The organism is Caulobacter sp., assembly GCF_017744445.1.
Taxonomy (GTDB): domain Bacteria; phylum Pseudomonadota; class Alphaproteobacteria; order Caulobacterales; family Caulobacteraceae; genus Caulobacter.
Window position 1 is genome coordinate 29990 of sequence record NZ_JAGIBH010000002.1, and the last position, 26492, is coordinate 56481.

Annotated in this window: 22 protein-coding genes and 1 pseudogene; 14 read left to right on the forward strand and 9 right to left on the reverse strand. The window is 66.5% G+C overall.

The features are described from left to right. Positions 1-3 precede the first annotated feature (3 nt). Complete coding sequence (locus J7528_RS03470) at positions 4-1656, reverse strand: hypothetical protein (RefSeq protein ID WP_291871383.1); 1653 nt, start codon at positions 1654-1656, stop codon at positions 4-6. A 160-nt stretch (positions 1657-1816) separates the two neighbouring features. On the opposite strand from J7528_RS03470, the gene J7528_RS03475 reads away from it, so the two are divergent. The 3 genes from J7528_RS03475 (at position 1817) to J7528_RS03485 (ending at position 5114) form a co-directional block, all read left to right on the forward strand. Then, positions 1817-2677 carry an SDR family NAD(P)-dependent oxidoreductase gene (locus J7528_RS03475; RefSeq protein WP_291871385.1) on the forward strand — a complete coding sequence of 287 codons (861 nt, stop codon included), beginning with the start codon at positions 1817-1819 and terminating at the stop codon, positions 2675-2677. 65 nt (positions 2678-2742) lie between these two features. After that, complete coding sequence (locus tag J7528_RS03480) at positions 2743-3939, forward strand: DUF418 domain-containing protein (RefSeq protein ID WP_291871387.1); 1197 nt, start codon at positions 2743-2745, stop codon at positions 3937-3939. Then, on the forward strand, positions 3939-5114 hold the full coding sequence (locus J7528_RS03485; protein WP_291871389.1) for a DUF418 domain-containing protein: 1176 nt from the start codon (positions 3939-3941) through the stop codon (positions 5112-5114). The genes J7528_RS03480 and J7528_RS03485 overlap by 1 nt, the downstream gene beginning before the upstream one ends. 126 nt (positions 5115-5240) lie before the next feature. On the opposite strand, the gene J7528_RS03490 is transcribed toward J7528_RS03485, so the two are convergent. The 3 genes from J7528_RS03490 to J7528_RS03500 all read right to left on the reverse strand — a co-directional run bounded on the left by J7528_RS03490 (position 5241) and on the right by J7528_RS03500 (position 8477). After that, positions 5241-7019 carry a hypothetical protein gene (locus J7528_RS03490; protein WP_291871391.1) on the reverse strand — a complete coding sequence of 593 codons (1779 nt, stop codon included), beginning with the start codon at positions 7017-7019 and terminating at the stop codon, positions 5241-5243. A 76-nt stretch (positions 7020-7095) separates the two neighbouring features. Beyond that, a complete protein-coding gene (gene pseI / locus J7528_RS03495) occupies positions 7096-8148 on the reverse strand; it encodes a pseudaminic acid synthase (RefSeq protein WP_291871393.1) in 1053 nt (350 codons plus the stop codon). A gap of 59 nt (positions 8149-8207) precedes the next feature. Next, positions 8208-8477, reverse strand: coding sequence for a hypothetical protein (locus tag J7528_RS03500; RefSeq protein WP_291871395.1), 270 nt, complete (start codon positions 8475-8477; stop codon positions 8208-8210). Between the two features lie 415 nt (positions 8478-8892). Between J7528_RS03500 and trxB the strand changes: the two genes are divergently transcribed. After that, a complete protein-coding gene (gene trxB, locus J7528_RS03505; RefSeq protein ID WP_291871397.1) occupies positions 8893-9900 on the forward strand; it encodes a thioredoxin-disulfide reductase in 1008 nt (335 codons plus the stop codon). 181 nt (positions 9901-10081) lie between these two features. Here trxB and J7528_RS03510 read toward each other — a convergent pair whose 3' ends face one another. Both J7528_RS03510 and J7528_RS03515 read right to left on the reverse strand, forming a co-directional pair. Further along, positions 10082-11323, reverse strand: a complete 1242-nt coding sequence (locus J7528_RS03510) for a cell wall hydrolase (protein WP_291871857.1) — start codon at positions 11321-11323, stop codon at positions 10082-10084. Positions 11324-11349: 26 nt separating this feature from the next. Then, on the reverse strand, positions 11350-11829 hold the full coding sequence (locus J7528_RS03515; RefSeq protein WP_291871399.1) for a Dps family protein: 480 nt from the start codon (positions 11827-11829) through the stop codon (positions 11350-11352). Positions 11830-11889: 60 nt separating this feature from the next. On the opposite strand from J7528_RS03515, the gene J7528_RS03520 reads away from it, so the two are divergent. After that, complete coding sequence (locus J7528_RS03520; RefSeq protein ID WP_291871401.1) at positions 11890-14289, forward strand: PAS domain-containing protein; 2400 nt, start codon at positions 11890-11892, stop codon at positions 14287-14289. Here the strand turns inward: J7528_RS03520 and J7528_RS03525 are convergent. Then, positions 14286-14410 (reverse strand): annotated as a pseudogene (locus J7528_RS03525) (hypothetical protein); the annotation flags it as partial. The gene J7528_RS03520 and the pseudogene J7528_RS03525 sit on opposite strands and share 4 nt — an antisense overlap. 45 nt (positions 14411-14455) lie before the next feature. On the opposite strand from J7528_RS03525, the gene J7528_RS03530 reads away from it, so the two are divergent. From J7528_RS03530 to J7528_RS03565, 8 genes are all read left to right on the forward strand, one after another. Continuing rightward, complete coding sequence (locus tag J7528_RS03530) at positions 14456-14749, forward strand: GIY-YIG nuclease family protein (protein ID WP_291871403.1); 294 nt, start codon at positions 14456-14458, stop codon at positions 14747-14749. 66 nt (positions 14750-14815) lie between these two features. Beyond that, positions 14816-15139, forward strand: a complete 324-nt coding sequence (locus J7528_RS03535) for a metalloregulator ArsR/SmtB family transcription factor (RefSeq protein ID WP_291871405.1) — start codon at positions 14816-14818, stop codon at positions 15137-15139. Then, positions 15136-15570 (forward strand): SRPBCC domain-containing protein, encoded by a 435-nt coding sequence (locus J7528_RS03540; protein WP_291871407.1) that lies wholly within the window; start codon positions 15136-15138, stop codon positions 15568-15570. The genes J7528_RS03535 and J7528_RS03540 overlap by 4 nt, the downstream gene beginning before the upstream one ends. Positions 15571-15575: 5 nt before the next feature. Then, positions 15576-15776: a hypothetical protein gene (locus J7528_RS03545; RefSeq protein WP_291871409.1), complete on the forward strand. Its 201-nt coding sequence runs from the start codon at positions 15576-15578 to the stop codon at positions 15774-15776. Then, on the forward strand, positions 15773-16480 hold the full coding sequence (locus J7528_RS03550) for a DUF2786 domain-containing protein (protein WP_291871412.1): 708 nt from the start codon (positions 15773-15775) through the stop codon (positions 16478-16480). Before J7528_RS03545 ends, J7528_RS03550 begins: the two co-directional genes overlap by 4 nt. A gap of 162 nt (positions 16481-16642) precedes the next feature. Beyond that, complete coding sequence (locus J7528_RS03555; RefSeq protein ID WP_291871413.1) at positions 16643-18181, forward strand: autotransporter outer membrane beta-barrel domain-containing protein; 1539 nt, start codon at positions 16643-16645, stop codon at positions 18179-18181. A 295-nt stretch (positions 18182-18476) separates the two neighbouring features. Next, positions 18477-20777 (forward strand): TonB-dependent receptor, encoded by a 2301-nt coding sequence (locus tag J7528_RS03560; RefSeq protein WP_291871415.1) that lies wholly within the window; start codon positions 18477-18479, stop codon positions 20775-20777. Between the two features lie 171 nt (positions 20778-20948). Further along, a complete protein-coding gene (locus tag J7528_RS03565; protein ID WP_291871417.1) occupies positions 20949-21542 on the forward strand; it encodes a hypothetical protein in 594 nt (197 codons plus the stop codon). A 137-nt stretch (positions 21543-21679) separates the two neighbouring features. Here the strand turns inward: J7528_RS03565 and J7528_RS03570 are convergent, their stop codons facing one another. Then, entirely contained in the window at positions 21680-24670 is a 2991-nt protein-coding gene (locus J7528_RS03570) for a TonB-dependent receptor (protein WP_291871419.1), read from the reverse strand. Positions 24671-24957: 287 nt separating this feature from the next. After that, the gene (locus tag J7528_RS03575; protein ID WP_291871421.1) at positions 24958-25209 is read right to left on the reverse strand and encodes a hypothetical protein; all 252 of its coding nucleotides are present in this window, start codon (positions 25207-25209) and stop codon (positions 24958-24960) included. 145 nt (positions 25210-25354) lie between these two features. Between J7528_RS03575 and nadA the strand changes: the two genes are divergently transcribed. Continuing rightward, positions 25355-26458: a quinolinate synthase NadA gene (nadA, locus tag J7528_RS03580; protein WP_291871423.1), complete on the forward strand. Its 1104-nt coding sequence runs from the start codon at positions 25355-25357 to the stop codon at positions 26456-26458. Positions 26459-26492: the final 34 nt, after the last annotated feature.

Sequence of the window (26492 nt, forward strand, 5' to 3'; positions counted from 1 at the left end):
GGTTCAGGTCCCGCCAAAGACGAAATCGGCCTTCCAGTAGCCTTTGGCCGGGTCGAGAATATCGATCGCGAACGGAACGATGCCATCGGCGAGGTCCATGAGCCAAGCCTCGTTGGACTTCACCATGACACCCACGTCCGCCTTCACCGCCTCGGCCAGCAGCCAGCCGACCATCGCCGCCTTGGTCCCGATGCCGTTCGGACCATCGCCGCCATAGGCCGCGAAGTAGTCGACGCGGGTATCGATCATGGCGTGGATCTTAGCGTCGCTCGGGGCCGCGCCGAAGATGGTCTTATAGGCCTCGCGCGTGGCCTCGACGAAGTTCAACGAGCCATATTTGGCCGCGAACGCATCCTTGCCTTCACCCAGCTTGCCCAGGTTGACCGAGAAATTGATGTAACGGTTCTCGAGATTGAAGCTCTGATAGTACTTACTATCGAGGTTGTTGGGGTTCGGCCCAGTCGGCGAGACCAGATAGTCGAGACCTGCCTGGCTGGGGACCTTCCCGGTGAAGAACTCATAGGCCAGAGTCGCGACCGAGGTCGTATCGCGGGTATATTTGAGGATCTGAGCCAGGGCCTTGGCCGATGTCGTGTAGCCGGTGTCGATCATGCGATCCAGTTCGGGGCCGATGCTGTACCAGTTGCTGGGTACGCGCAGCAGTCGGCCGAAAACTTCGGTCATGTTGTCGGCCAGACCCTCAGGTCCGCCATCGACCAGTTTGAGGATCTCGCCATCCGCGAACTGTAGCTGCTCTATGTTCCTGATGACGTCCAATCGATCGGCGGAAGGCAGGTAGCGTTGGTCATTGACCCGCCAGCCGTCGCCGATCCACCTGATCTTGTAGTCCTTCGATAGCCCCGACAGGATCACGGTGTCGAAACCACCTCGGCCGTCGATGAAGTCGTCGCCAGCCCCGCCGGCGAAAACGTTGTCTCCGGCGTCGCCGTAGAGTTTGTCGGCATAGTCGGTGCCGATGACCTTCTCGACGTTCTTCAGGGTCACGAACTGGGACCAGCCCAGATCCTGGCTGGCGGTGATCGCCAGATCGACCTTCACGCCGTAGGTCACGTTGTAGAAGGAGATCGTGTCCAGCCCGGCGCCGCCATCGATGATGTCGTTGATCTCGTCATTATACCCGTCGATGACGATCCGATCGTCGCCATCGTCGCCATACAACAGATCCGTGCCTTCGTCGGAGCCGCCGTAGAGCACGTCGTCGCCCGCGCCGCCATGCAGCTCGTCGCTCCCCGCGTAGCCTTCCAGGAAGTCGTCGCCGCCCCGTCCATACAGGATGTCATTGCCGGCGCGACCGGTGAGGTGGTTCTCGCCATCGTCGCCGTAGAAAACGTCGGCGAAGAACGACCCTTCCAGGTCTTCAATTGAGATGAAAGTGTCGCGCCCCTCGCCGGTGTCCTGGGCGCCGGTAATCGCCAAATCGATGCGGACACCGTTGAGCGCGTGTTCGAAGACCGCGACGTCGGCGCCATCACCCCCGTCATAGAGGTCGTCGCCCGTCCCGCCGATCAGCACATCGGAATCTGAGAAGCCATACATCTTGTCGTTGCCGGCATCGCCCGTGAGCCGGTCCATGCCGCTGCCGCCAATGAGAATGTCATCGCCCGGCGTGCCCTTCAGAACCGTAACGTTAGCCACCAACGCCCCCCCCTACATGATCCGGCGAGACGGTAGGGATCTGGTGAAGCTTCATCAAGCTAAGGTTGCTCGTATCAACCTCCCATCATCATGACATCGCCCCTCTAGCGAACACCGTTCACTTGGCTCATCCTCCCCGCCGAACGGGAGGGCTCACCCCATGGCGCAGAAGAAATCCGTCGTCGTCACCGGCGTCTCCACCGGCATCGGCTGGGGCGCGGTCAAGGTGCTGGTGGGCAAGGGCTTCCATGTCTTCGGCAGCGTCCGCAAGACCGCCGACGGCGAGCGCCTGAAGGCCGAGTTCGGCGAGGCGTTCACGCCGCTGCTGTTCGACGTCACCGACGAAGCGGCGGTCCGGGCGGGCGCCAAACAGGTCGAGGCCGCACTCGGCGGCGCGCCTCTGGCGGGCCTGGTGAACAACGCCGGCATCGCGGTGGCGGGCCCGCTGCTCTACCTGTCGCTGGACGACTGGCGCCAGCAGCTGGAGGTCAACCTGACCGGCGTGGTGATCGCCACCCAGGCCTTCGCGCCGCTGCTCGGCGCGGGCGAGGCGCGGGTCGCCAGTCCCGGCCGGATCGTCAACATCTCGTCGGTCGGCGGCCGCAACGCCAACCCGTTCATGGCCCCCTACTGCACCACCAAGTTCGGGCTGGAAGGGCTGTCGGAGTCCCTGCGGCGCGAGCTCCTGCCGTTCGGGGTCGACGTCGTGGTGGTCGCGCCGGGCGCAGTGGCCACGCCGATCTGGGACAAGGCCGACCAGATCGACACGACCCGCTACGCCAACACCCCCTACGCCACGGCCCTGGACCGGCTGCGCGCCTACATGCTGCAAATCGGCAAGGCCGGCCTGCCGCCCGAGGCGATCGGCGAGGCCATCGCCACCGCGCTGACGGCGGCCAAGCCCAAGGTCCGCTACGTCGTCTCGCCCTCGCCGATGCAGGTGCTGATGACCGAGATCCTGCCCAAGCGCACCCTGGACCGGGCGGTCGGACAACGACTGGGCCTGCTCCCGGAAGGATAGATTTAAGCTTGTAGTTCCACCGCGCCGCCCGCAGCATCACCGCGTGTGGGGCTGAGGGGAATCACATGCAAAAGGATCGCATCGTCCTGCTGGACAGCCTGCGGGGCCTGGCGATCCTGGGCATTCTGATCTGCAACATCCCCGTGGCCTTCGAGCCCGAAAGCGTGGCCGAGAGCGTGCCGTTCTGGCCGCATGGTCAGGCGCCGGCCAGCCTGGCGGTGTGGTGGTTCACCCAGGTGTTCTTCCAGCAGAAGTTCTACACCCTGTTTGGCATGCTGTTCGGGGCCTCGGTTCTGCTGGTCGGGGGCGAAGGCGGCGACCGCGACCGCACGGTGATGATCGTCAAGCGCCTGCTGGCGCTCTTGGCCATCGGCCTCTTCCACGGCCTGGTCATCTGGCAGGGTGACGTGCTGAGCTTCTACGCCATCGTCGGCCTGGTCGCCCTGCTGGCGCGCGGCTGGTCGGCGCGGCGGCTGCTGACGGCGGGCATCGGCCTGCACCTGTTCGAGTACGGCTGGAAGCTGTGGCGCACGCTGGGCCGCGCGGCCCGCTTCGACCAGCCGGTCCCGCCCGACCTCACCACCCGCATCGCCAAGGAGTCGGCCGCCCAGACCGCCGGTTACACGGGCGACGTCATGAGCTCCCTGGCTCAGAATGCTCACGGCTACTGGGACTTCGTTGTCGGCTCCTGGTCGTGGCCGCCGCTGTGGCCGATGACCGTGCTGGCCCTGATGCTGATGGGCATGGGCCTGTTCAAGCTGGGCGTGCTGAAGGGGGAGCTGTCGCCGGCCGCGCACAAGGCGCTGGTCGCCATCGGCCTCTCCGCCATGGTCCTGGTGGCCGCGGCGCTGAGCCTGTACCTGGCCGTGCCGTCCAAGCCGGCGATGATGGGCGGCTTCAGCCGCTGGATGCAGGGCCTGACGGCCCCGGTCGTCAGCCTGGGCTACCTGGCCTTGTTGGCTCTGGCGGCGAACGCCAAGGTCTGGCGCGCCATCCCCGCCGTGCTGGCGCCGGTCGGCCAGATGGCCTTCACCAACTACCTGATGCAGTCGGCGGTCATGACCGTGCTGGCCTATGGCGGCCGGGGCCCGACGCTGTACGGCAAGCTGGACCGCCCGGCCCTGGCCGGGATCGTGGCCCTCACGTGGATCGCCCAGATCCTGTGGTCGCGCTGGTGGCTGGAGCGCTTCACCATGGGGCCGCTGGAGTGGCTCTGGCGCCTGGCCTATCGCGGCCCGGCCCCGCTGCGACGGACCGCCTGATGGAGGACAAGAGCCGCATAGCCCTGCTGGACGCCTTACGCGGCCTGGCCGTGCTGGGCATCTTCCTGTGCAACATCCCGCTGGCGTCCGAGCCGCACGCGGTGGCCACCAGCCTGACCGAATGGCCGCACGGCCTGGAGCCCGCCTCGGTGAGCGTCTGGTGGGTCACCCAGGTGTTCTTCCAGCAGAAGTTCTACACCCTGTTCTCGATGCTGTTTGGCGTCTCGATCCTGCTGGTCGGGGGAGAGGAAAAAGGCGGGCTGCTGCTCAAGCGCCTGCTCAGCCTGCTGGTCATCGGAGCGCTGCACGGGGCGCTGCTGTGGAACGGCGACGTGCTGACCTACTACGCCCTGATCGGCCTGGTCGTGGCCCTGGCCCGGACCTGGCCGGCCTGGCGGCTGCTGGCGGTCGGGATCGCGCTGGACGTCTCCATGTCGCTGGCCACGGGCTTCAAGATCATCGGCGAGACCATCGACCCGCCCGTGCCCCAGCCGCCGGACCTGGCCGCCCAGGCCATCGCCGGCGCGCGCTATGGCGGGACCTTCGCCCAGTCCCTGGCCCAGAACCTGGCCGATTATCGTCAGGTGCTCAGCCATGTCTGGCTGCAATGGCCGTCGAACTGGCCGCTGACCGTGGCGGCCCTGATGCTGATGGGCATGGGCCTGTTCAAGCTGGGGGTGCTGAGCGGCCGCGTCTCGGCCGGCGTCTGGCGCGCCCTGGCGGCGGCGGGCCTGTTCTGCCTGCTGATCGCCGCCCTGCCCTTCGCGCTGTACGTCGCCGCGCCGGACCATCCCGACACCCTGTCGGACCTGGCGAGATGGATCCAGCGCGCCACCGCCCCGATCATCGGCCTGGGCTATGCGGGCCTGTTGGTCCTGGCCGCCCGCTCCAGCCTCTGGAAAGCGATCCCCGCCGCCCTCGCCCCCGTCGGCCAGATGGCCTTCACCAACTACATCGCTCAGTCGGCGGTGATGACGGTGCTGTTCTACGGCGGCCGAGGCCCGGGGCTTTACGGCAAGCTGGACCGGCCGGCCCTGGCGGCGATCGTCGTGGCGACATGGGCCGCGCAGATCCTGTGGTCGCGCTGGTGGATGAGCCGGTTCGCGATGGGACCGCTGGAGTGGCTGTGGCGGTGGGCGTACCGGGGGCGGGTGAGGCTGCGGCGGAAAACCTAGGCTCAGCAAGACAAGCGGGAGGATTCGAACCTCCAGACCGGCGCCGGTCTTACCGGAGTTTTCTCCGGGGCCCACACAAGGCATCCGTGCTCACTGCGACCTAAGCCTTCCACCTGCTGCAAGAGCCTAAGTGCATGAAGCCTCGACGGCAAGCTCGCGCGTCCACTTCTCGCCGCCCCACGACACCCGCCGGGTGGACGTCCATCGCGCTCTTCGCCACTCTTCGCCTGCTTGGTCCAGCCAATGCTCCCGCCTTTTACGGGTGAGCAAGCCGGCGCTTTCCGCCCAGTCGACGATATCCTTCAGTTTCTGGCCCATGCCGTCGCGGATCGCCAGACCCACGGCCAGATCCATCGGCGACTGCACCGCCCGGTCCGAGGCGCCGTCGTGACGTCGCTGTTTGCAATAGACCAACAGCATGTCCACGGCCTCTTGCCCACGCCCCCTTGCCCATAGCGTGAGCGCCGCCACTTCGATATCGCTAGACCTCACCGTCAGGGCCGGACTGCGCGAGGCCGGCGGACCGAATGTCGCCGGCGGCGGTTTGAGCCCTACGCACGTCAGATTGCTGCGCTGAATCCAGGGATTGGCTCCGGGCAGACGCCCGTCGGCTCTCATGAGATAAATCGCGCCGGAGCGCTTGTGTTGATAGAAGCCGGGCTTGAGCTTAGTCCGCGCGAAGAGCGCGCTGCGACGCCGGGCTCTGAAGCGCGGGCGCCTGGGAAACCAGTAGCGCTGCGCTAGGACGCCGGCCTGCTGGCTCAGGACCAGTGCGCCAACGGCCGCCGTGGCGACGCCGAAGAACCGGCGTCGAGCCAAACGAACATCACCCGATCCTTCCGGGACGAGAGCGCGAACGGCGATCATAATCGCAGTGGCGGCCGTCGCCTGGGTTGCCAGTAGAACCGACCAGGCTGCGGCCTTGGCAGCTGGGACCGATGCGCTGCTCGCGGTAAAGGCTGCCAACAGGGATCCGATCCAGGCGATCCGGAACATCACCACGGCAAGAAACAACACGACCACCGCCGTCAGCGCGCCCCGCAGGCCTGGCCGCTCGTTCCAGCCTAGCAGAGCTGCGCCTCGGTCGCCGACCGCTGGAGCCAGCCAGAAGGGCATATCGTAGAGGCGAGGCGGATCAACATCCTCCTCCTTTCGCTTGGCGAAGGCTTGATCGATCAGGGTCCAGAAGGTTCGGCGCGCCAGGCGAAATTGCAGCAGCACGGTCAAGCCGATCAAAAGCCAGGCCAGCGGTGCGAGTACCAAGGCTGCTTTGACAGGCAGCTCTTTGAAGACGTCTAGGTCGATCTCCTCGGAAAGGCGCTCTGTTAGGCGTCCGTAGCTACGTTCGATCGCGGCGGACAATTCATCTACCGGATCGACCCAGGCCCTGACCTCCTTGCCGAGCGAAATAACGAGTGGATCATCCCTATTCTCGCCGAAAATGCCGCCAAGTCGCTGTAATTGCTGGGTGCTTTCCCTTCTTCCTATCGCTTCATACTGCCGTCGAATTCTATGCTGCTCGGTCGTCGCTCCTGCCTTTCTTCGAAAGTAAAGACGGATGCATCGGGCGACATCGAGCGTCTCGGACGGCGCTCGCCCCTCCGCCATTGCGCACCCCGCGCGCTCCTCCAGCATCTTTCTGGACTTCGGAGGTTCCCGCATTTCCTCCGCGGCCAACAGGTCCACAATCCGCGCCGCAGCCATGAGCGGCGTTTCATCCTTGGTCGGCAACGCCTCGTTCGAGACCTTGGCAGCCTCAGCGATCGCTTTGGGATCAACTCCGAACTTCTTCTCGATATTCAGGCCAGCGACCACCAGCACGACCACAAGCGCCGCCACGCGGAGATTGGCCGCGTTCGCGACCTTCTCCGCTTCCTTCAGCAGATCGTCCGATGACTTCGGCACCACCCTTCCCCCGAAAGGTATCGGGGCGAAGCTTAAGGCGAAACGAAATCGTTAACCAGCCAAAGTTGTGAAGAGCCTAGCCCACCATCGACCAGTCCAGCGGCTCGCCGCGCGCGATGTCGCGGGTCGCGGCCTTGCCCAAGACGTTGTCCAGCTCGCCAGGCGGCAGGCCGTTGCCGGGGCGGACCGAGCGGATGTTGGCGCGCGACAGCGTCTCGCCAGCCTTGATGTTAGCCGTGACGTACAGCGAGCGGCGGAACTGCAACGAGGCCTGCTCCGAGCCCAGCACGTCGTAATGCGCCGCGCCCAGCGAGGCCCAGGCGTTCTTGGTGTCGTCGACCAGGGCCTTGAACTCGGCGGGCTCGAGGCTGAAGGCGGCGTCCGGACCGCCGTCGGCGCGGGCCAGGGTGAAGTGCTTCTCGACGCAGCAGGCGCCCAGCGACACCGCCGCCACCGAGGCGGCCGTGCCCGGGGTGTGGTCCGACAGGCCGATCGGGCAGCCGAAGCGGGCGGCCATATCCGGGACATTGCGAACGTTCGCATCAGCGAACGTCGCGGGATAGCTCGACACGCAGTGCAGCAGCAGCACGCCCGGCGCGCCGGCCTCCAGGGCCGTGTCCAGGGCGGTCTGCATTTCGGCCAGGTTGGCCATGCCGGTCGAGATGATCAGCGGCTTGCCCTTGGCGGCGGCGTACTTGATCAGCGGCAGGTCGACGGCCTCGAACGAGGCGATCTTGAAGGCCGGGGCGCCCAGGCTGTCCAAGAGGTCGACGGCGGTCTCGTCGAACGGGCTGGAGAAGATGGTCACGCCGCGCTGGCGGGCGCGCTCGAAGATGGCCGCGTGCCACTCGAACGGGGTGTGAGCCTCTTCGTAGAGTTCGTAGAGCGTGCGCCCGTCCCACAGGCCGCCATGGATCTTGAACTCGGGCCGGTCGACATCCAGCGTAATGGTGTCGGCGGTGTAGGTCTGGATCTTGATCGCATCGCAGCCGGTGTCGGCGGCGGCGTCGACCATCGCCAGGCAACGCTCGAGGCTGCCGTTGTGATTGCCCGACAGCTCGCAGATCACATAGGGCGAGTGCTCGGAACCGATCTTGCGGCCGGCGATCTCGATGAAGGGGGCGGACATGACGGATCACCCAGAAACGTGGTTGCCGTCATCTTAACCCATCAAAGGTGGATGAGGCGTCAATCGCAGCCGCCGCCGTCGCCGCCGTCGCCGCCACCGCCATCCGAGCCGCAGTCGGACGAAGTGCCCGTGTCGCCGATGAACGTTCCGCCGTCTCCGGCCTCCTTGGCCTTCTTGGCGTTCTGGACGCCCACCGAAGCCACGCCCAACCCGCCGCCGATGGCGACGCCCAGGCCGATGCCCAGCGCCAGGTTGTCCAGCGCGATCCCAAGGGCCACCCCGACGGCGATCCCCGCCCCCATGCCGATCGGAAGTCCAGCGGCCTTCATCGTCCCACCTCGATAACCGTCATCGCGAAAACGACGTCAGCCTAGCCGACAATCGCCAAACCTAAACCCCGACTTCCCGGCGAAAGCCGGGACCCAGGTCCATCCTGAACGTTCGAGGTGTGCGCGCCTTCAGCCTGAGCCAAATGAGTGGACGTAAAGGGGCTCGACCTGGGCCCCGGCTTTCGCCGGGGAAACGGATCTAGACCTTAGGACGCATAGGCCAGCGCGGAATGCACGGTCGCCCGCCAAGCTTGCCTGGTTCGATCGTGATGCGTTCCAGTAGCGGGTTCATGGCCACACCATAGCGCCAATGGTGAAGGGTCGTCACCGGAGCGACAGAAGCTCAGAGCGACGTCAGTTTTTCGCCGCTTCCAGCCCATCGCCTCGCGGCGGAATCGACACTATATCTGCGGCCATGTCCACGACCGCTCCCCGCCAGACCCGCTGCCTGATCATTGGTTCGGGCCCCGCCGGCTACACCGCCGCCATCTATGCCGCCCGCGCGCTGCTGAAGCCCGTGCTGATCGCCGGCATCCAGCCCGGCGGCCAGCTGACCATCACGACCGATGTCGAGAACTATCCGGGCTTCGCCGACGTCATCCAGGGTCCCTGGCTGATGGACCAGATGCGCGCCCAGGCCGAGCATGTCGGCACCGAGTTCGTCAGCGATATCGTCACCTCTGTGGATCTCTCCAAGCGTCCGTTCACGGTGAAGACCGACAGCGGCCAGGACTGGATCGCCGAGACCATCATCATCGCCACCGGCGCCCAGGCCAAGTGGCTGGGCCTGGAGAGCGAAGCTAAGTTCCAGGGCTTTGGCGTGTCGGCCTGCGCCACCTGCGACGGCTTCTTCTATCGCAACAAGGACGTCATCGTGGTCGGCGGCGGCAACACCGCCGTCGAGGAAGCGCTGTTCCTGACCAGCTTCGCCAGCAAGGTGACCCTGGTCCACCGCAAGGACGAACTGCGCGCCGAAAGGATCCTGCAGGAGCGCCTGCTGGCCCACCCCAAGATCGAGGTGATCTGGGACAGCGTCATCGACGAGGTCACCGGCCAGACCGATCCGATGGGCGTCACCGGCGCGCGCCTGAAGAACATCAAGACCGGTGAGACCCAGGATGTCGCCGCCGACGGCGTGTTCATCGCCATCGGCCATGCGCCATCGTCGGAGCTGTTCGCGGGCCAGCTGGAGGTGGGTCCGGGCGGCTATCTGAAGGTCAAGCCGGGCACGGCCTCGACGGCGATCGAAGGCGTCTACGCGGCGGGTGACGTGACGGATGACGTCTACCGCCAGGCGGTGACCGCGGCCGGCATGGGCTGCATGGCGGCGCTGGAGGCGGTGCGGTTCCTGGCGGAAGAGGACCACAAGGCGGCGCATCATCCGATTAGTCATGCGGAAGCGAATAAGATCGGGGTTTGGTGATCCAAGCCCGTAGGTGAGTTACCTCTCCTCCCCCTTTGGGGGAGGGGGACCGGCGAAGCCGGTGGAGGGGCTAGCGCCGGCCGACTCATGACCAGCCCCCTCCGTCACGCCGCGCTTCGCGGGCGCGACACCTCCCCCAAGAGGGGGAGGAGAGATTAGGCGCCCCGCTTGGAGCGCCGCCCTAGTTCAACGGATTCAGCAGACTCGGCGGCCGAGGCTTAGGCTTCGGTGGAGGCGGCGGCGGTGCGGCTGGCGCGGCCGGCGCCTCGACAGCCGGCGGCGGAGGCTCGGCAACCGCCTCAAGCGCCTTGTTGATCTTGGCGATCTCTTCGGCCGTCGGGATCCGTCTCCCGGCCACCGTGCCCTGCATGGTGTAGCGCTCACCGGTCGGCGAGTTGGCGTCGGGCACCGCCACCAGCTTGGCCTCGGGCAGGACCAGATTATCGACGCCCAGCATGCGCGCGGCGGCGCTGGTGGCGATCGCAGGAGCGTTCTGGGCGGCCAGCACCTCGGGCGGGGCGGCTTCCAGGGTGCGCGGGTCGGCGGCCATCAGGATCTCGGCGCTGACCGTCTCGTTGCCGGAATAGCGTCCGGTGAAGGCCGCCAGGGTCCCGGCCGGGCCGGTCCAGCGATAGAAGATGTGCTGGCCGAACTGCTTCAGCTTGACCAGGGTCGGCGCCCAATATGGCGAGACGTAGTCGGCGTGATAGTGCGTGGCCACGCCCACCGGCTTGAACACGAAACCATTGAGCGCCCGACGCGCCACGGCCTGGGCGTTGGCCCACAGGGCCGGCGGCGGCACGCGGGCCAGCGAGCCGTCGCAGGCGAAGCTGAACTGGCAGCCGGTGGTCCGCGCCGCACCCTCATAGATCACCCCGCAGATCGACTTCGGATAGCCCGGATGGCGCATCCGGTTGATCACCGTCTGGGCCACGGCCATCTGGCCCTCGCCGGGCTCGAAGCCGGCCTCGTAATAGACCGCCTGGGTCAGGCAGTTCAGCGCCTTGGCGCGGGCGTCGGCCGAGCCGGTGATCACGAACGGCTTGGCGGCCTCAAGCTCTTCCGGGACCGCCGGGCGCAGGGCGTTGATGATCCGCGCCTCGTCGAAGTCGGCGACGCGGTCGCCCAGGCGCGGGATGTCCTTGAGATTGATGACTTCCCAGCCCTGGACGCGACCCCAGTAGTCCTTCTTGGGACGCGGGTCGTGACGCTGCGCCAGGGCCAGCATGGCGGGGTCGAAGTCCGCGACATAGTGGCGCAGCGCGCGCTCGCTGAAGCTGCGCGTGACGCGCATCAGACCCGCCTCGCGCCCCGATCCGGCGGCGACGTAATAGGTCGTGGTCGAGCACGCCGAAAGACCGCCGACGACCAGGACGGTCGCGGCGGTCTTCCAGTTTCCGGCGCGGAGGCCGGTGATGTTCAGGGTCCCCACCCTGCCCCCGGGATCGGCTACTTGCTACCGAGAGTAGAGCGGATCATCCAGGCGTGCTTTTCGTGAGCCTGGAGGCGCTGGGTCAGCAGGTCGGCCGTGGCCTCGTCGCCGGCGTCGTCGGCGATCGGGAAGGCGTCGCGCAGGGTGCGGATAACCGTTTCGTTGTCGGCCTTCAGCTCGCTGAGCATGGCTTCCCACTCATTTTCGGGATTGCCGTCCTTGAGGCTGGAGAGGTTGCCGAAGGCGCCGTAGCCCATCGGCGCCAGCTCGCCCAATGCGCGAATACGCTCGGCGATGTCGTCCAGCGCCGCCCACTCTTCCTGGTACTGGCCTTCCAGCAGAACGTGCAGGGACTGGAAGTTCGGACCCCGGACGTTCCAGTGATAACCATGCGTCTTGAGATAGAGCGCGTAGCTGTCGGCCAAGACCTTGTTCAGCGACGCGGCGATGTCGGCGCGCTGCTTGGCGCTCAGCCCGGTGTTCAAGGTGTCGGCCATCACTGATCTCCTCGGTTGCGTGCTCTAGGTAAGCGTGTCCATGCTCTTGGCAAGACATCTTTGCGGGGAGCAGAGGTGGTAAAAGAAGACGCCCCGAACTTGGCTTCCGACGAGCACCGTCGAATCCATGCTCTAGTTAGCGCGTGGCTTATCCCTCCGGTTCCACCACCGGCGTGGCGATGCGCCGTGGCCGCGTTGATCGGCGTGGCCATGGCCGTGCTGATGCGGGTGGCCCTCTTGGGCCTGCACGGCGGCGTAGGGGCCACCCAGCCGTTCTTCCCGGCCATCATGCTGGTCACGCTGTACGCCGGCTGGCGCTGGGGCCTGGTCCCGCTGAGCGCGGGGGCGGCGTTCGGGTGGTGGCTGTGGACCGACCAGGGCACGACCGCGATCTCGGAAGACGAGCTGGCCACCCTGGTCATCTTCCTGCTGTGCGCGGTGATGATCGTGGCCGCCGCCGAGGGCCTGCGCGGCGCCATGCGGATGCTGGCCCGGGCCCGCGAGGAGCGCGCCGACGCCGAGGCCCGCCTGCGCGTGACCCAGACGGCGGCCGGCGTGGGTCCGTGGGACTACGACATGGTCAGCGGCGACCTCTTCCTGTCGCCTGGCGCGCGGCGGAACATGGGCGCGCCCGACCATGGCCGAGTGCGGATCGAGGACCTGCCGACCTATGTCCATCCCGACGACCGCGAGATGACCCGCGACCGAGTGCGGCGGGCCCTCCAGGGCCTGGAGGAATACGAGGTCGAGTACCGCCTGGCCGACACCAGCCAGGGCGAGCGCTGGGTGCACGGCCGCGGCGAGGTGATCCGCGACGAGGAGGGCAAGCCGATCCGCATGATCGGCCTGAACTTCGACGTCACCAACCGCCGCCGCGCCGAGGAACAGGTGCGCGAGAGCGAGGCCCGCTTCCGGAACCTGGCCGACAGCGCCCCGGCCCTTATGTGGGTCTCGCGCCCCGGCGGCATCCGCGAGTTCGTCAACAAGGCCTATGTCGAGTTCGCGGGCCTGGACTATGACGGCGCCCTGACCATGGACTGGCGCACGCGGCTGTTCCCCGAGGACCTGCCGAACATCCTGAAGGCCCAGGTGGCCGGCGAGGCCTCGCGCAAACCGTTCCACCTGGAGGGCCGCTATCGCCGCAACGACGGCGAGTGGCGCTGGCTGAAGTCGTTCTCGCAGCCGCGCTTCGGACCCGACGGCGGTTTCATCGGCTTCATCGGCATCGCCTTCGACACCACCGACGCCAAGCAGGCCGAGGCCAAGCTGACCGGGGTCAACGAGCTCCTGGAAGAACGCGTCGAGGCCGCCGTGGCCGAGCGCGACGCCGCCCAGGCCGCCCTCCTCCAGTCGCAGAAGCTGGAGGCCATCGGTCAGCTGACCGGCGGCGTGGCCCACGACTTCAACAACCTGCTGACCGTGATCATCGGGGCCCTGGACGTGGTCGAGCGCCACCCGGAAGACGAACGCCGGCGCGAGAAGATGATCGGCGCGGCCCTCGCGGCGGCCAAGCGCGGCGAGAAGCTGACCCAGCACCTGCTGGCCTTCGCCCGCCGCCAGCCGCTGAAGCCCGAGGTCTGCCGCGTCGACCGCCTGATCGCCGAGTGCGAGGGGCTGCTGAAACGCGCCCTGGGCGACGCCTACACCTTCCACCTGCGGCTCGGCGCGGGGGTGCGGGCAGCCCGGATCGATGCCGGCCAGTTCGAGGCGGCGCTCTTGAACCTGGTCGTCAATGCTCGCGACGCCACCCCGCCCGGCGGCGAGGTCACCATCGAGAGCCGGCCGGTCACCATCACCCGCAAGCAGGGCGAGCTGGAGCCCGGCCAGTACCTGCGGGTGGCCGTGCGCGACACCGGCGCCGGCATGGACGCGGCCACCATCGCCCGCGCGGTCGAGCCGTTCTTCACCACCAAGCCCCCCGGCGAGGGCACGGGCCTGGGCCTGTCCCAGGTCTATGGCTTCGCGCGGCAGTCGGGCGGCTCGGTCGACATCGAGAGCAAGCCCGGCCAGGGCGCGACCGTGGCCCTGCTGCTGCCGATCGACGAAGGCGTCGCCGACGCCGAGACCGCCCCGGTCGTCGACCACGTCCAGGCCCAGGTCCCCTCGCGCGTGCTGCTGGTCGAGGACGACCCGCAGGTGGCCGAGCTGGTCGGGGTGATGCTGCACGACCTGGGGCACAGCGTGGTGCGGGCCGGCGGGGTGGACGAGGCGCTCTCTCGGCTGGCCCAGGACGATGGCATCCAGCTGGTGCTCAGCGACGTGATCATGCCGGGCGGCAAGAGCGGCGTCGACTTGGCCGAGCAGCTGGCGGCGACGCGGCCGGGACTGCCGGTGGTGCTGTGCTCGGGCTACACGGGCGGGGACCAGGGGCGAGCGCGGGCGGGGGATTGGCCGTTTATCAGCAAGCCGTTCTCGCTGGAGACCTTGGCGCAGGCGCTAGCGCAGGCGCGGCCGCACTAGGCGCCTCTTCTCTTCCAAATTCTCTCGTCATCCCGGGCGGCGTAGCCGACCCGGGACCCAGGGGCAGCCGCAGTGCCGTGGCCCCTGGGTCCCGGCTCTCCGCTTCGCTGCGGCCGGGATGACGAGTGTGGTTGAATGAAAAATCAACCCATAGTTACATTGCTATATGCCACACCAGTCGTTCGTCTACATCCTCGCCAGCGGACGAAACGGCACGCTCTACACAGGCGTCACAGCGAACCTCTCCCGACGCGTCTGGGAGCACCGCGAGGGCCAAAGGCAGGGCTTCACCGCCAAGTACGATGTGACGAAGCTGGTCTGGTACCAGGAGTTCGCCGAGATCGATCAGGCGATCCTGCACGAGAAGCGTATCAAACGCTGGCGACGCGCCTGGAAGCTCGAACTGATCGAGCGTGAAAACCCGCGGTGGCTGGATCTCTATGAAACGCTGAACTGCTAACCCCCTTGACCAACCCATAACCCCAGAGTTATACGAAAACCCATAGCCGCTCAGTTATAAGCCCCCATGGAAACACCCCACGACACCCTCTTCCGCACCCTCGCCGACCCGACCCGCCGCGCGCTCTTCGAGCGCCTGTGCCGGGACGGCGAACAGACGGTTGGCGCGCTCACCGCTCAGGCGGGGGTCAGCCAGCCGGCGGTGTCCAAGCACCTGGCGGTGCTGAAGACCGCCGGCCTGGTCGCCGACCGGCACGAGGGACGCCAGACGCACTACAGCGCCCAGCTGAACGCCCTGGCCCCGCTGATCGACTGGACGAGCAGGATGGCCGGCTTCTGGGAAGGCCGGTTCGACAAGCTCGAGGACCTTTTGAACAGGATGGACCAATGACCCCCACCCTTAGCGAAAATGCCAAGACCGTCGTCATCGAGCGCGACCTGCGCCATCCGCCGGAGAAGCTCTGGCGCGCCCTGACCCAGCCGCACCTGATGGAGGAATGGCTGATGAAGAACGACTTCCAGCCCCAGGTCGGCCACAGGTTCAACCTGCGCGGCGAATGGGGCGGCGTTCTGGACTGCGAAGTGCTGACGATCCAGCCCCACAGCAGCCTGTCCTACAGCTGGAACTTCAAGCACGAGGACCCGGCCTACGACCTGACCAGCGTCGTGACCTTCACCCTCACCCCGACGCCGACCGGCACGCACCTGCGCGTGGAACAGGCCGGTTTCCGCCCCGACCAGAAGCAGGCCTTCGGCGGCGCCCATGCCGGCTGGAAGACCTTCCTCGAGAAACTCGACACCCTGCTGGATAAGGAAGGCTGAGCGTCATGACCAAGCTGATCCGCCAGACCCACCGCTGGCTGTCGATCGCCTTCACCGCGGGCGTCCTCGGCTACATCATCGTCATGACCCAGGGCCAGCCGCCCTACTGGGTTGGCCTGTTCGCGCTGATCCCGCTGATCCTGCTGCTGGCCTCGGGGCTCTATCTGTTCGTGCTGCCGTACGTGCGGCGCGGGGGAAATCGATGAACGAAACCGACCTTGATCGGCTGAAGGCCCGCATCCAGGGGCTGCGCGCCAAGACCACCGACAACGGCTGCACCGAAGCCGAAGCCCTGTCGGCCGCCGCCAAGGTCGCCGAGCTGCTCGACCGCTACGACCTGTCGCTGACCGACGTCGAAATTCGGCAAGCGCTGTGCGAGCAGCGCGTGTACGAAACGCGCCTCAACAAGAAGATCCCCCTGGGCGACTGCATCGGGGCCATCGCGGCCTTCTGCGATTGCCGCGTCTGGCGCGAGAAGACCCCGGCGGGCGATGCGCGGTACGTCTTCTTCGGCCTCCGCGCGGATATCGAGGCCGCGCACTACCTGTGCGAACTGGTCGACGGCGCCGTCCGGTTCGAGCTTGGCCGCTACAAGACCACCGCCGAGTATCAGCGGTTTCGGCACGATGAGCGGCACATGGCGAACGCCTCGTTCATGCTGGGCATGGTCGCGTCCATCGCCGACAAACTGACCGCGATGAAGGCCGGGCGCGATCAGGCCAACAGCGACGCCGGGCGCGATCTTGTCGTGCTCAAGTCGGCGGTCGTCGAGGCCGAACTCGACAAACTGGATCTGAAGCTAAGGACCGTGAGCCGCCCCACCCGCATGGTCGCGCCTCAGGCTTACGAGGCGGGTGGCGCCGCGGGCGCGGTCCTGTCCCTCGACCTCGCGCGCCGGGATGCCGAATAGCGACCCGCAACCTCCCCACCACAACTGCGCCTTGATTGCGACAGCGCGGCCATAGTAGACCCCCAGGCATCGCGGGGGCGCGATCGCTTACGGAGTCTGTAAGTGTTGTTTCCAGTTCACCGCGCCGGCCAGGCCGCCGCGGGTTGTTCCTGGCTGCCCCGCGTGACGCCGGCAGCCCTCTCCGCCATCGCTCTGGTCCTGGCCGCGCCGCTCGCGGCCCATGCCGAGGATCCGCCCAGGAAGTTCGGCGACACGGTCCTCTCCGACAGCGACGACAACATCACCAACGACAAGACCGTCGACCTGGTCGAGAGCGTCGACTTTGGCGCGGGCTCGGACCTGGTCACCAACTTCGGGACCATCACGGTCGGCGCCAATGCCACCGCGCCAACCCAGGTCACGCTGATCGGCCTGGACCTGCTGAAGAACGGCGGCCTGGTCGACCTGCGCAACGGCCATGTCGGCGACGTGCTGACCCTGCCGGACGACTATAACGGCTCGAGCAAGGCGCGCCTGGGCCTGGACGTCAGCGCCAGCGGCGCCGACCGCCTGGTGGTCGGCGACATCGCCAACGGCAAGACGGCCATCGTGCTGGGCGGCCTGTCGGCCAAGACCGCGACCCTGACCGGCGACAAGGGCCCGGTGCTGGTCCAGGCCGGCGCCGGCTCGGCCAAGGACGCCTTCTCCGTCGAGAACGCCGAGATCGGCTTCATCCGCTACAGCATCGTGCAGGACACCGGAGCCTCGGGCGTCACCTACCGCCTGAAGGGCGTGGCCGGCCAGCGGACCTACGAGATGCTGAAGGTCTCGGAGAGCGTTCGCGACCTCTGGCGCCAGTCGGCGGACGTCTGGAGCAGCCACGTGGCCGGCCTGCGCGACGCCGGCCACGACGCCAGCGGCGCCGGCGTCTGGGGCCAGGCCTATGGCGGCCGCCTGGAGCGCGACGACAAGGTCGGAACGGTGGCGCTGGACTACCAGCAGACCACTTATGGCGGCCAGATGGGCGTTGATCTGATCAATGCCGGCATGGACGATCGCCGCATCCTGCTGGGCCTGACCGGCGGCTATGCCGACGCCCGCCAGCGCTTCAGCGGCCTGGCCGGCCAGGAGGCCAAGCTGCAGGTCGCCAACTTCGGCGGCTATGTGGCCCTGACCCATGGTGGCTTCTTCGTGAACGCCCTGGCCAAGGTCGACCGCCAGTCGATCAAGGTCAGCAATGGCCCGGACGCCCTCAAGACCGACTTCGACGGGACGGCCTACGGCGCCCAGCTGGAAGCCGGCCTGCGCTCGGGCGGCGACGGCGCCGCCTACGAGCAGCTGCTGAGCGTCAACTATGTCAGCGCGCGCCTCGACGACGCGGACGTGTTCTCGCAGAAGCTGGACTTCGACAACGCCACGGGCTTCATCGCCAAGCTGGGCGTGCGCGGTTCGGTGCAGGGCGAAGCGCTGGGCGGGGTGTTCACCACCTATGGCGCGGCGTTCGTCGGGCATGACTTCACGATCAAGAACGGCCTGACCCTGGTCAGCGGCGACCAGAGCGAGCACCTGTCCAAGGACGGCGGCCGCACCTTCGGCCAGCTGACCGCGGGCGTCAGCTACCGCGTCGCCAGTTCGGTGGTCACCTTCGTGGAAGGCACGGGCGAAGGCGGCGGCGGCCGCTCGGGCGGGTCCTTGCGCCTGGGCATGCGGGTCGGCTTCTAGCTGGAAAGCCCTCTCCCCTTGCGGGAGAGGGTGGCCCGCAGGGTCGGGTGAGGGGTTGCGCTCCGCTATCCGGACAGGTCTTTCAACCCCTCATCCGTCAGCTACGCTGACACCTTCTCCCGCAAGGGGAGAAGGAAAAACAGCTCTTCAAGTAAGTAAGTCCTTCACTGAACCGACATGGAAGAGGCCTATAGCGCGGACGCGCCGGTGGCGGGACGAATCGCCTTCGCTCCCGCCAGGTCGCCGGCGCTTCACGAAGACGGCCGCCAACGGCCGCGATGAAAGGTCTCTCCCCATGCGTCTCCAATCCCCCAAGCTGGCTCTGCTGCTGGGCGCGGCTTCCTCGACCCTGGCCTTCGCCGGCGCCGCCCACGCCCAACAAGCTCAGGCTGAAACGACCAGCGCTACCGCCCTGGAAGAAATCGTCGTCACCGCCGAGCGCCGCTCGGTAAACCTGCAGAAGGCGCCGCTGTCGGTGGCCGCCGTCTCGGGCGACCAGCTGCGCGCCGTCACCGCCGACGGCGGCGACATCCTGGCCCTGTCGGGCAAGGTCCCCAGCTTCTACGCCGAGACCACCACGGGCCGGATCTTCCCGCGCTTCTACATCCGCGGCCTCGGCAACATCGACTTCTACCTGGGCGCCTCGCAGCCCGTGTCGATCATCCAGGACGACGTCGTCCTCGAGCACGTGGTGCTGAAGTCGAACCCGGTGTTCGACGTCCAGCAGGTCGAAGTGCTGCGCGGCCCGCAAGGCTCGCTGTTCGGCCGCAACACCACCGCCGGCATCGTCAAGTTCGACACCATCAAGCCCAGCGAAGACCTCAAGGGCCGCTTCTCGGCCTCGTACGGCAGCTACGGCACGACCACCTTTGACGGCGGCGTCGGCGGCCCGATCGCCGACGGCCTGATGTTCCGCGCCTCGGTCCTGTACCAACACCGCGACGACTGGGTGGACAACACCTTCAACGGCGTCAGCGCCGACGGCACCGTCACGCCGAAGAAGAACGCCATGGGCGGCTTCACCGAAAAGGACGCCCGCCTGCAGGTGCTGGCCAAGCCGAACGACAAGCTGTCGGCCCTGGTCTCGGCCCACGTGCGCTCGTACGAGGGCACCTCGACCCTGTTCCTGCGCAACGCCATCACCAAGGGCAGCAACAACGTCAGCGTCCCGCGCGACAAGGTCGCCTTCGACGAGGCGGCCAACAACCCGCAGGCCTATGACACCTACGGCATCTCGGCCCATGTCGACTACGACTTCGGCCCGGTGACCCTGACCTCGATCAGCGCCCTGGAGCACACCAAGGGCTACAGCCGCGGCGACACCGACGGCGGCGCGGCCGCCAACTTCCCGGTCGGCGGCGTGCCGAACGGCTTTGGCCAGTCGCAAGGCCGCGTCCGCGACCTGGACCAGCTGACCCAGGAAATCCGCCTGGCCAGCAACGGCGACGGCAAGCTGAAGTGGCAGGTCGGCGGCCTGTACTTCGACTCGCGCGACACCACCGAGTTCGACCAACGCGGCGTGTTCCTGCTGCCGACCTCGGCCGGCTACAACCCCAACAACTGGGTGCTGCTGAACAACCTCAACACCTCGTGGGCGGTGTTCGGCCAGGCCAGCTACCAGCTGACCGACGCCCTGACGATCACGGCCGGCATTCGCGACACCTACGACGCCAAGAAGACCGTCCTGGTGAAGACCTCGAACAACGCCGCCAACGTCTCGACCTACACCGGCCGTCGCTATGTGCGCCTGGCCGACGAGCAGGTCAGCTGGGACCTGTCGGCCAACTACCAGGTGAACCCGGACGTCAGCCTCTATGCCCGTACGGCCAAGGGCTTCCGCGGCCCGACCATCCAGGGCCGCTCGGCGGTGTTCAACGCCGACTTCACGACCGCCGACTCGGAAACGATCCAGTCGTACGAAGTGGGCTTCAAGAGCTTCCTGCTCGACAACACCCTGCGCTTCAACGCCTCGGCCTTCACCTATGAGGTCAAGGACATCCAGCTGAACGGCAATGACTCGAACGGCAACGGCGTGCTGTTCAACGCCGACAAGGCCCAGGCGTACGGCGTCGAAGCCGACATGGAATGGCGTCCGGTCCAGAACCTGCTGCTGACCGCCGGCGCCAGCTACCTGCACAGCGAGATCAAGGACAAGCGCGTCTACGCCCAGGTCTGCGCGCTGAACGGCGTGGTGGTCTGCACGGTCGAAAACCCGACGATCAAGGTGGGGGCCAACACCTTCGCCCAGATCGACGGCCAGCCGCTGCCGAACGCCCCGAAGTACAACCTGAACTTCACGGCCCGCTACAACATCCCGGTCAGCGACGCCGGCCGCTTCTTCGTGGCCACCGACTGGAACGTCCAGGGCTACACGAACTTCGTGCTCTACAAGACCAAGGAGTTCTACGCCAAGGGCGCCTTCGAAGGCGGCCTGAAGCTGGGCTACGAGAACCTGGACAAGGGTTACGAGATCGCCCTGTTCGGCCGCAACATCACGAACGAGAAGAACCTTAAGGGCGTGATCGAGAACTACATGGCCGCCGTCTACAACGAGCCCCGCATCGTCGGCGTCTCGCTGAGCGCCAAGCTGAAGTAGGCGCTTTCCTTCCCTGCCCGGCCGATCTCTCGGCCGGGCGGCCCCTTTTCGCCCCGGAGCCCACAAGCTCCGGGGCAATTCTTTGTCACAGGTCCAAACTCAACCTAGGGATTGTCAGTACGCGCATTTGGGGATTAGGCTTGGCCGGTAACAGTCAACCGGAGTCCTGCCATGCGCTCAACATGGTCGATCCTCGCCGCCGGCGCCCTCCTGGCCCTGCCGGCCGCCGCGTCCGCTCAACAAGCCGATCTCTTCAGCCAGTTCCAGCAGGCCTGCGTGCAGGGCAACGCCCAGCCCGAGCGCGTGCGCACCGCCGCCAAGGGCTGGCGCACCGTCAAGACGCCGCAAGGTTTCGACCGCGCCAAGGCCTGGTCGCGCGACGGCTACACCCTGACCTCGGCCGTCCAGCGCATGGATCGCGGCGAGCGCCGCACCTGCTCGATCTCGGGCCCGGCCGATCCGCGCGCCGAGGCCGCGGCCGTGGCCTGGGCGGGTGGTCGTTCGACCAGCAGCGGCCCGGTCGGCACCTATCTGCTGCTCGACGCGGCCAAGTCGCCGCGCCCGGCCACGCAGGATGACGCTCGCGATCCCAACAAGCTGGGCCGCGTCTCGGGCGTGGCGGTCTCGCGCGGCGATGCGACGACGACCCTGGGCCTGAGCACCTTCGCCCCGCTCACCTTCGCCCGGGGCAGCCAGGAAGAGTTCCAGGTCAACGTCCCGCACCAGGTCATCACCGCCTGGGACTTCATCCGTCCGGCCAGGTGACCCGCGACGAGCGTTGAAGGCCACAAAAGAAAAGGGGCCGGTTCCTCGCGGAGCCGGCCCCAATCTTTTTGTCCTCAGAGCCTTGGAGCATTTCTCCGATCCTGCGGACCGGGAAATGCTCCGGAGGCTAGAGCGTCTTAGTAGTCGAACTTCACGCCAACCTTGAACGTCCGGCCGATCAGGCCCGGATAGTGGAAGGACGTCAGGAAGTTCGGGGCCGAGGCGTAGGCGCCCGGCGCGATCGGAGCGCGCGAGTCAAACACGTTGCCGACGTGGGCGTACATCGTGAGTTGATCGTTGATCTTCGCCGAACCGTTCATGTCGACGTTGATGAAGCGCTTGATGTTGCAGAACTGCTGACCCAGGGCCGCGTTGCCCGTGGCGTACTGGTTGGCGGTGACGCAGTCGGTGCTGGTGCGCTGGTCAGCGGCCACCGACTTGATCTTGCCAACGTAGTAGGCCGTGGCCGACAGGGTGTAGCGGCCGAACTCGACCGAGTTCTGCCAGTTACCACGCCAGTCCGGCGTACCGTTGCCCGAGGACAGCTGGTAAGGGCCCAGGGTGCCCGCGTACTTCTGCACGCCGCCCGAGGTGTGCAGGTCGTACTTCAGGACGTGGGTCACTTCCACGCGGCTGGTCAGCTTGGCGTCGCCAAGGTTGAACTTGCCGGTGGCCGCGAAGTCGACGCCCGCGGTGGTCGAGAAGTCGGCGTTCACGAACGGCGCGTTGATGATCAGCACGCGCGGCATCGCCGTCGGGAACAGCGGGTCGATCGCGTCGATCAGGTTGCACGAATAGCCCGGACCCACGGCCGCGACGGCGGCGCAGCCTTCGGCGGCGGTCGTCTTGGTGTAGTAGGCGTTGCGGGCGTTAGCCAGCAGCGGGCCGGCCACGATCAGGTCCGACTTCTTGACGTTGTAGTAGTCGACCGTGGCGCTGAACCAGCGGGTCGGCTCGAAGATGCCGCCGAAGGTGTAGCTGCGCGACTTTTCCGGCTTCAGGTCCGGGTTGCCGACATAGCCGCCGCCCAGCGAGTAGGACTGAGCGTACGGGTTGGTGTTGCCGGCCGAGGTCAGGCCGCCGTGGGCGATCTGGAAGGCGGCCGGGGTCGTGAAGGTCGAGAAGCCGGCGTACTGCGACCGGGCGCCGGATTCGGCGAAGGTCGGAGCGCGGAAGCCCTTCGAGTAGGTGCCGCGCAGGGCCAGCTGACGGAACGGCGTGAACTTCGCGCCGAACTTCGGCGAGAAGTGGTGGAAGCCTTCCGAGTAGTCGTCGTAACGGCCCGAGATGTTCAGCTCGAGCTTGTCGTGCACCGGCGCCAGGACTTCGAAGTAACCGGCCGCGACCGTGTGCTCGCCGAAGGCCGACGAGGTGGTCAGGGTGTAGGTGTCCAGGCGGGCGTTCTGGTTGTTGTTGACCAGGGTTTCCTTACGCAGCTGAGCGCCGACGGCCAGCTGCATGTCGCCGCCCGGCAGGCTCCACAGCGCCTTGGTCACCGACGCGTCCAGCGACATGACCGTCGAGTGCGACGGCGTGTTGATGTCCGGCGAGATGAAGCTGCGCTGAGCGGCCGTGTTCGACTTCGGATTGACGAAGTTGTACGCGCCCGTGTTGATCGCCTTCATCATGTTGGCGATGTTGATGAAGCCGTACTGGATGATCTTCAGGTTGTCGCGCGCGGCGACGCCTTCGACACGCCAGTCCCAACCGTCGCCGAACGTGCCCTTCAGGCCCGCCGTGGCGCGGATGACGTCGTTGCTGCGGTCGCTGCCGGCGGGGATGTCGCCGAACAGGTAGTAGATGCGAGCCGCGCCGTTGGTCGGGTCGGCCGCGTAGGCGGCGGCGTACGGGTTGTTCGGGTTCAGGGCGCGGTCGACGGCGGTCGAGCAGTTGACGCCCGACGAGCAGATCCACACCGGCAGGACGACGCCCGGGTTCAGCGACGAGACCGCCGGCGCGCCGCCGAAGGGCTGGGTCGCACGCAGAGCGCGCGGGGCGTTCTTGATGCTGACCATGTCATGCGAGAAGCTGCCGGTCAGGTAGCCCTCGATGTTGTCGTTGAAGCGCATGCTCAGACGCGCGTTGAACGCATAGCGCTCCTGCAGCGGCTGGATCTGGTTGTACAGATCGACCAGGTCGTACTTACAGCCGGTGCCGCGGGCGCCGCCCGTGGTCACGGTGTAGGTGCCGGCGGCGCAGTTGCCCAGGCCCAGCGAGGTGTATTCGCTGTAGGCGGTCGAGCCCGTGCCGATGGTGAACGGCGCCAGGCCGCCCGTCAGCGGGTTGTTCAGGTCGCCCTGGGTGGTGCGCACGACGACGGCCGTCGGGGTGGCCGTGGTCAGGGTGCTGTCGGCGGTGTTCTGGTCCAGACCGCCGATGCGGCTCAGGTCCTGGGTGTTGTACGGGAAGCCGCGGCTGTGGTTGGTGACCCGGCCGTCCTTCTGGTACTCGCCGTTGACGTAGAAGTTCCAGCCGGTCTTCTCGTAGTCGCCGTAGCCCAGGGTCAGGTCGAACTGCTTGTGCTCGGCGTCGCCACGATCGCTTTCGCCGATTTCGGCGCTGCCGGCCACGCCGGTGAAGGTCTTCTTCAGGATCAGGTTCACAACGCCGCCGATGGCGTCGGCGCCGTACGACGACGAAGCGCCGTCCTTCAGGACTTCAATGCGGTCGATCAGGCTGAACGGGATCGAGTTCAGGTCGACATAGGCGTTGTGGCCGTCGTCATTGATCGGGAAGTTGGCCGAACGCAGGCCGTCGACCAGAACCAGGGTCGACGAAACGCCCAGGCCGCGCAGCGACACGGCCGAACCGCCGGCCGAGAAGCCGCTCTGGAAGCCGGTGCCGATCGAGCCGGCGCCGTCGGCCGAGACCGAACGGATGGCGTCGGTGGCCGTGGTGATGCCGGCGCGTTCCAGCGTCTCTTGGGTCATCACGGTGACCGGCGACGGGGTTTCCGTGTCGGTGCGGCGGAAGAGCGAGCCGGTGACGACGATCTCTTCGACTTCGGTTTGTTGCTCGGCGGCCGGAGCCGGAGCGGTCTGGGCGGCGGCTTGGCCAGCGGCCAGCACGGCCATGCCGCAGATCATGGAGGAGGCCAGCAGGCGCTCCCGGATGGACTTCGTAATCAAGGTTAAACTCCCCAGCGTCTTAGCGCGCGCATGCAAACTTGCGCGTTCCGGACCCCTCGTTGAATCCGGCTGGCGGGGAGCTACGGACCTAAACGATCCCAGGTCAACGAACATTGCACCTTTGAAATGAGGCGCAAAATTGCTGTCTCATTAAAGTCACATCGTTACAAGTGTGTAATTCAAATACTCAAAAGTTGCACGAAAATAAATACAAAGACAAAAATGCTACTTCAGGTTCGCATAACGCCGATCGATGGGCGCTTCTCGACGCATGAATTAGTTACGGACTATTTGTACAGCAAATACTGTACATTCAATGTCACGGAATTAACGCCTGTGCTCTCCGCGTAGCAGCGTCTGTGGCGGAATTTTTCTTCCGCATTACGGATGTGTAAGGATAAAAACCAGCGAAGAGAACGCTGTTCTTGGCAAGCAATATCTGCCGCGACGCCTCGTCGCACCCAATCCATTGCACCGATCACCGGGCCGCGCGCCTCAGAAAATGGCGCCCCTGCTTTCAGATTCTCCAGGGTTTGCATTCCGACGCGCAGGCGCTATATGTGACGGGAAGGTTATGCTCATTTTCAGCATAACCTGGACGCCGAGCCCCGCGGAACGCCCCGTACAGCTCCGGCGTTTTTTGAGGCCCTGGAAATGCTCACTTTGAGCATAACGGAGTATCAGATGGCCGACGGGTTTGCTGCGACCCCAGAACCCTTCAAGGGGGAGTTCACCGCTGAGATCGAGGCGGAGACCGCCGGCGTCTGGGACAAGGTCAAGCACCACGTCACCCCGATGGAGTGGCGCGCGCAGGCTCCGCTGATCGCCGAGATCAACCGGCTGAAGCGCGAGAAGAACGCCGCCATCCTGGCCCACAACTACATGACGCCGGACATCTTCCATGGCGTGGGCGACTTCGTGGGCGACAGCTTGGCCCTGGCGAAAGAGGCCGCCAAGAGCGATGCGGCGATCATCGTCCAGGCCGGCGTGCACTTCATGGCCGAGACCAGCAAGGTCCTGAGCCCTGAGAAGAAGATCCTGATCCCCGACCTCAAGGCAGGCTGCAGCCTGGCCAGCTCGATCACCGGCGCCGACGTGCGACTGATCAAGCAGCGCTATCCGGGCGTGCCGGTCGTCACCTACGTCAACACCACGGCCGACGTGAAGGCCGAGACCGACATCTGCTGCACCAGCGCCAACGCCGTGCAGGTGGTCGAGTGGGCCGCCAAGGAATGGGGCGTCGACAAGGTCATCCTGATCCCCGACGAATTCCTGGCCCGCAACGTCGCCCGCCAGACCGATGTGAAGATCATCGCCTGGGCCGGTCACTGCGAGGTGCACAAGCGCTTCACCGCCAGCGACATCGCCGACATGCGCGCGGCCTGGCCGGGCGCGGAAGTCCTGGCCCACCCCGAGTGCCCGGCCGAGATCCTGGAAGCCGCCGACTTCGCCGGCTCGACCGCCGCGATGAACGACTATGTGGCGGCCAAGAAGCCGGCCCAGGTGGTGCTGATCACCGAGTGCTCGATGGCCAGCAACGTCCAGGCCGAAAGCCCGGCGACCCAGTTCATCGGCCCCTGCAACATGTGCCCGCACATGAAGCGCATCACCCTGCAGAACATCTACGACGCCCTGGTCCACGAGCAGTACGAGGTCACGGTCGACGCCGACGTCCTCGACCGCGCGCGACTGGCGGTCCAGCGAATGATCGACCTGCCGCCGCCGGCCGTGCCGGCTCGCTACGACCTGGTGAAGGCGCGGCATCACGTGGATGTCGAGCTGATCTAAAGCCGCCTTTTTCTCCCCTCTCCCCTGGGAGTCG

Coding starts and splice junctions, on each gene's coding strand:
- J7528_RS03550 (WP_291871412.1), top strand. CDS start 15,773: ATGAACGAAACCGACCTTGATCGGCTGAAGGCCCGCATCCAGGGGCTG.
- J7528_RS03485 (WP_291871389.1), top strand. CDS start 3,939: ATGGAGGACAAGAGCCGCATAGCCCTGCTGGACGCCTTACGCGGCCTG.
- nadA (WP_291871423.1), top strand. CDS start 25,355: ATGGCCGACGGGTTTGCTGCGACCCCAGAACCCTTCAAGGGGGAGTTC.
- J7528_RS03475 (WP_291871385.1), top strand. CDS start 1,817: ATGGCGCAGAAGAAATCCGTCGTCGTCACCGGCGTCTCCACCGGCATC.
- J7528_RS03480 (WP_291871387.1), top strand. CDS start 2,743: ATGCAAAAGGATCGCATCGTCCTGCTGGACAGCCTGCGGGGCCTGGCG.
- J7528_RS03500 (WP_291871395.1), bottom strand. CDS start 8,477: ATGAAGGCCGCTGGACTTCCGATCGGCATGGGGGCGGGGATCGCCGTC.
- J7528_RS03540 (WP_291871407.1), top strand. CDS start 15,136: ATGACCCCCACCCTTAGCGAAAATGCCAAGACCGTCGTCATCGAGCGC.
- J7528_RS03575 (WP_291871421.1), bottom strand. CDS start 25,209: ATGCAAACCCTGGAGAATCTGAAAGCAGGGGCGCCATTTTCTGAGGCG.
- J7528_RS03530 (WP_291871403.1), top strand. CDS start 14,456: ATGCCACACCAGTCGTTCGTCTACATCCTCGCCAGCGGACGAAACGGC.
- trxB (WP_291871397.1), top strand. CDS start 8,893: ATGTCCACGACCGCTCCCCGCCAGACCCGCTGCCTGATCATTGGTTCG.
- J7528_RS03535 (WP_291871405.1), top strand. CDS start 14,816: ATGGAAACACCCCACGACACCCTCTTCCGCACCCTCGCCGACCCGACC.
- J7528_RS03565 (WP_291871417.1), top strand. CDS start 20,949: ATGCGCTCAACATGGTCGATCCTCGCCGCCGGCGCCCTCCTGGCCCTG.
- pseI (WP_291871393.1), bottom strand. CDS start 8,148: ATGTCCGCCCCCTTCATCGAGATCGCCGGCCGCAAGATCGGTTCCGAG.
- J7528_RS03545 (WP_291871409.1), top strand. CDS start 15,576: ATGACCAAGCTGATCCGCCAGACCCACCGCTGGCTGTCGATCGCCTTC.
- J7528_RS03515 (WP_291871399.1), bottom strand. CDS start 11,829: ATGGCCGACACCTTGAACACCGGGCTGAGCGCCAAGCAGCGCGCCGAC.
- J7528_RS03560 (WP_291871415.1), top strand. CDS start 18,477: ATGCGTCTCCAATCCCCCAAGCTGGCTCTGCTGCTGGGCGCGGCTTCC.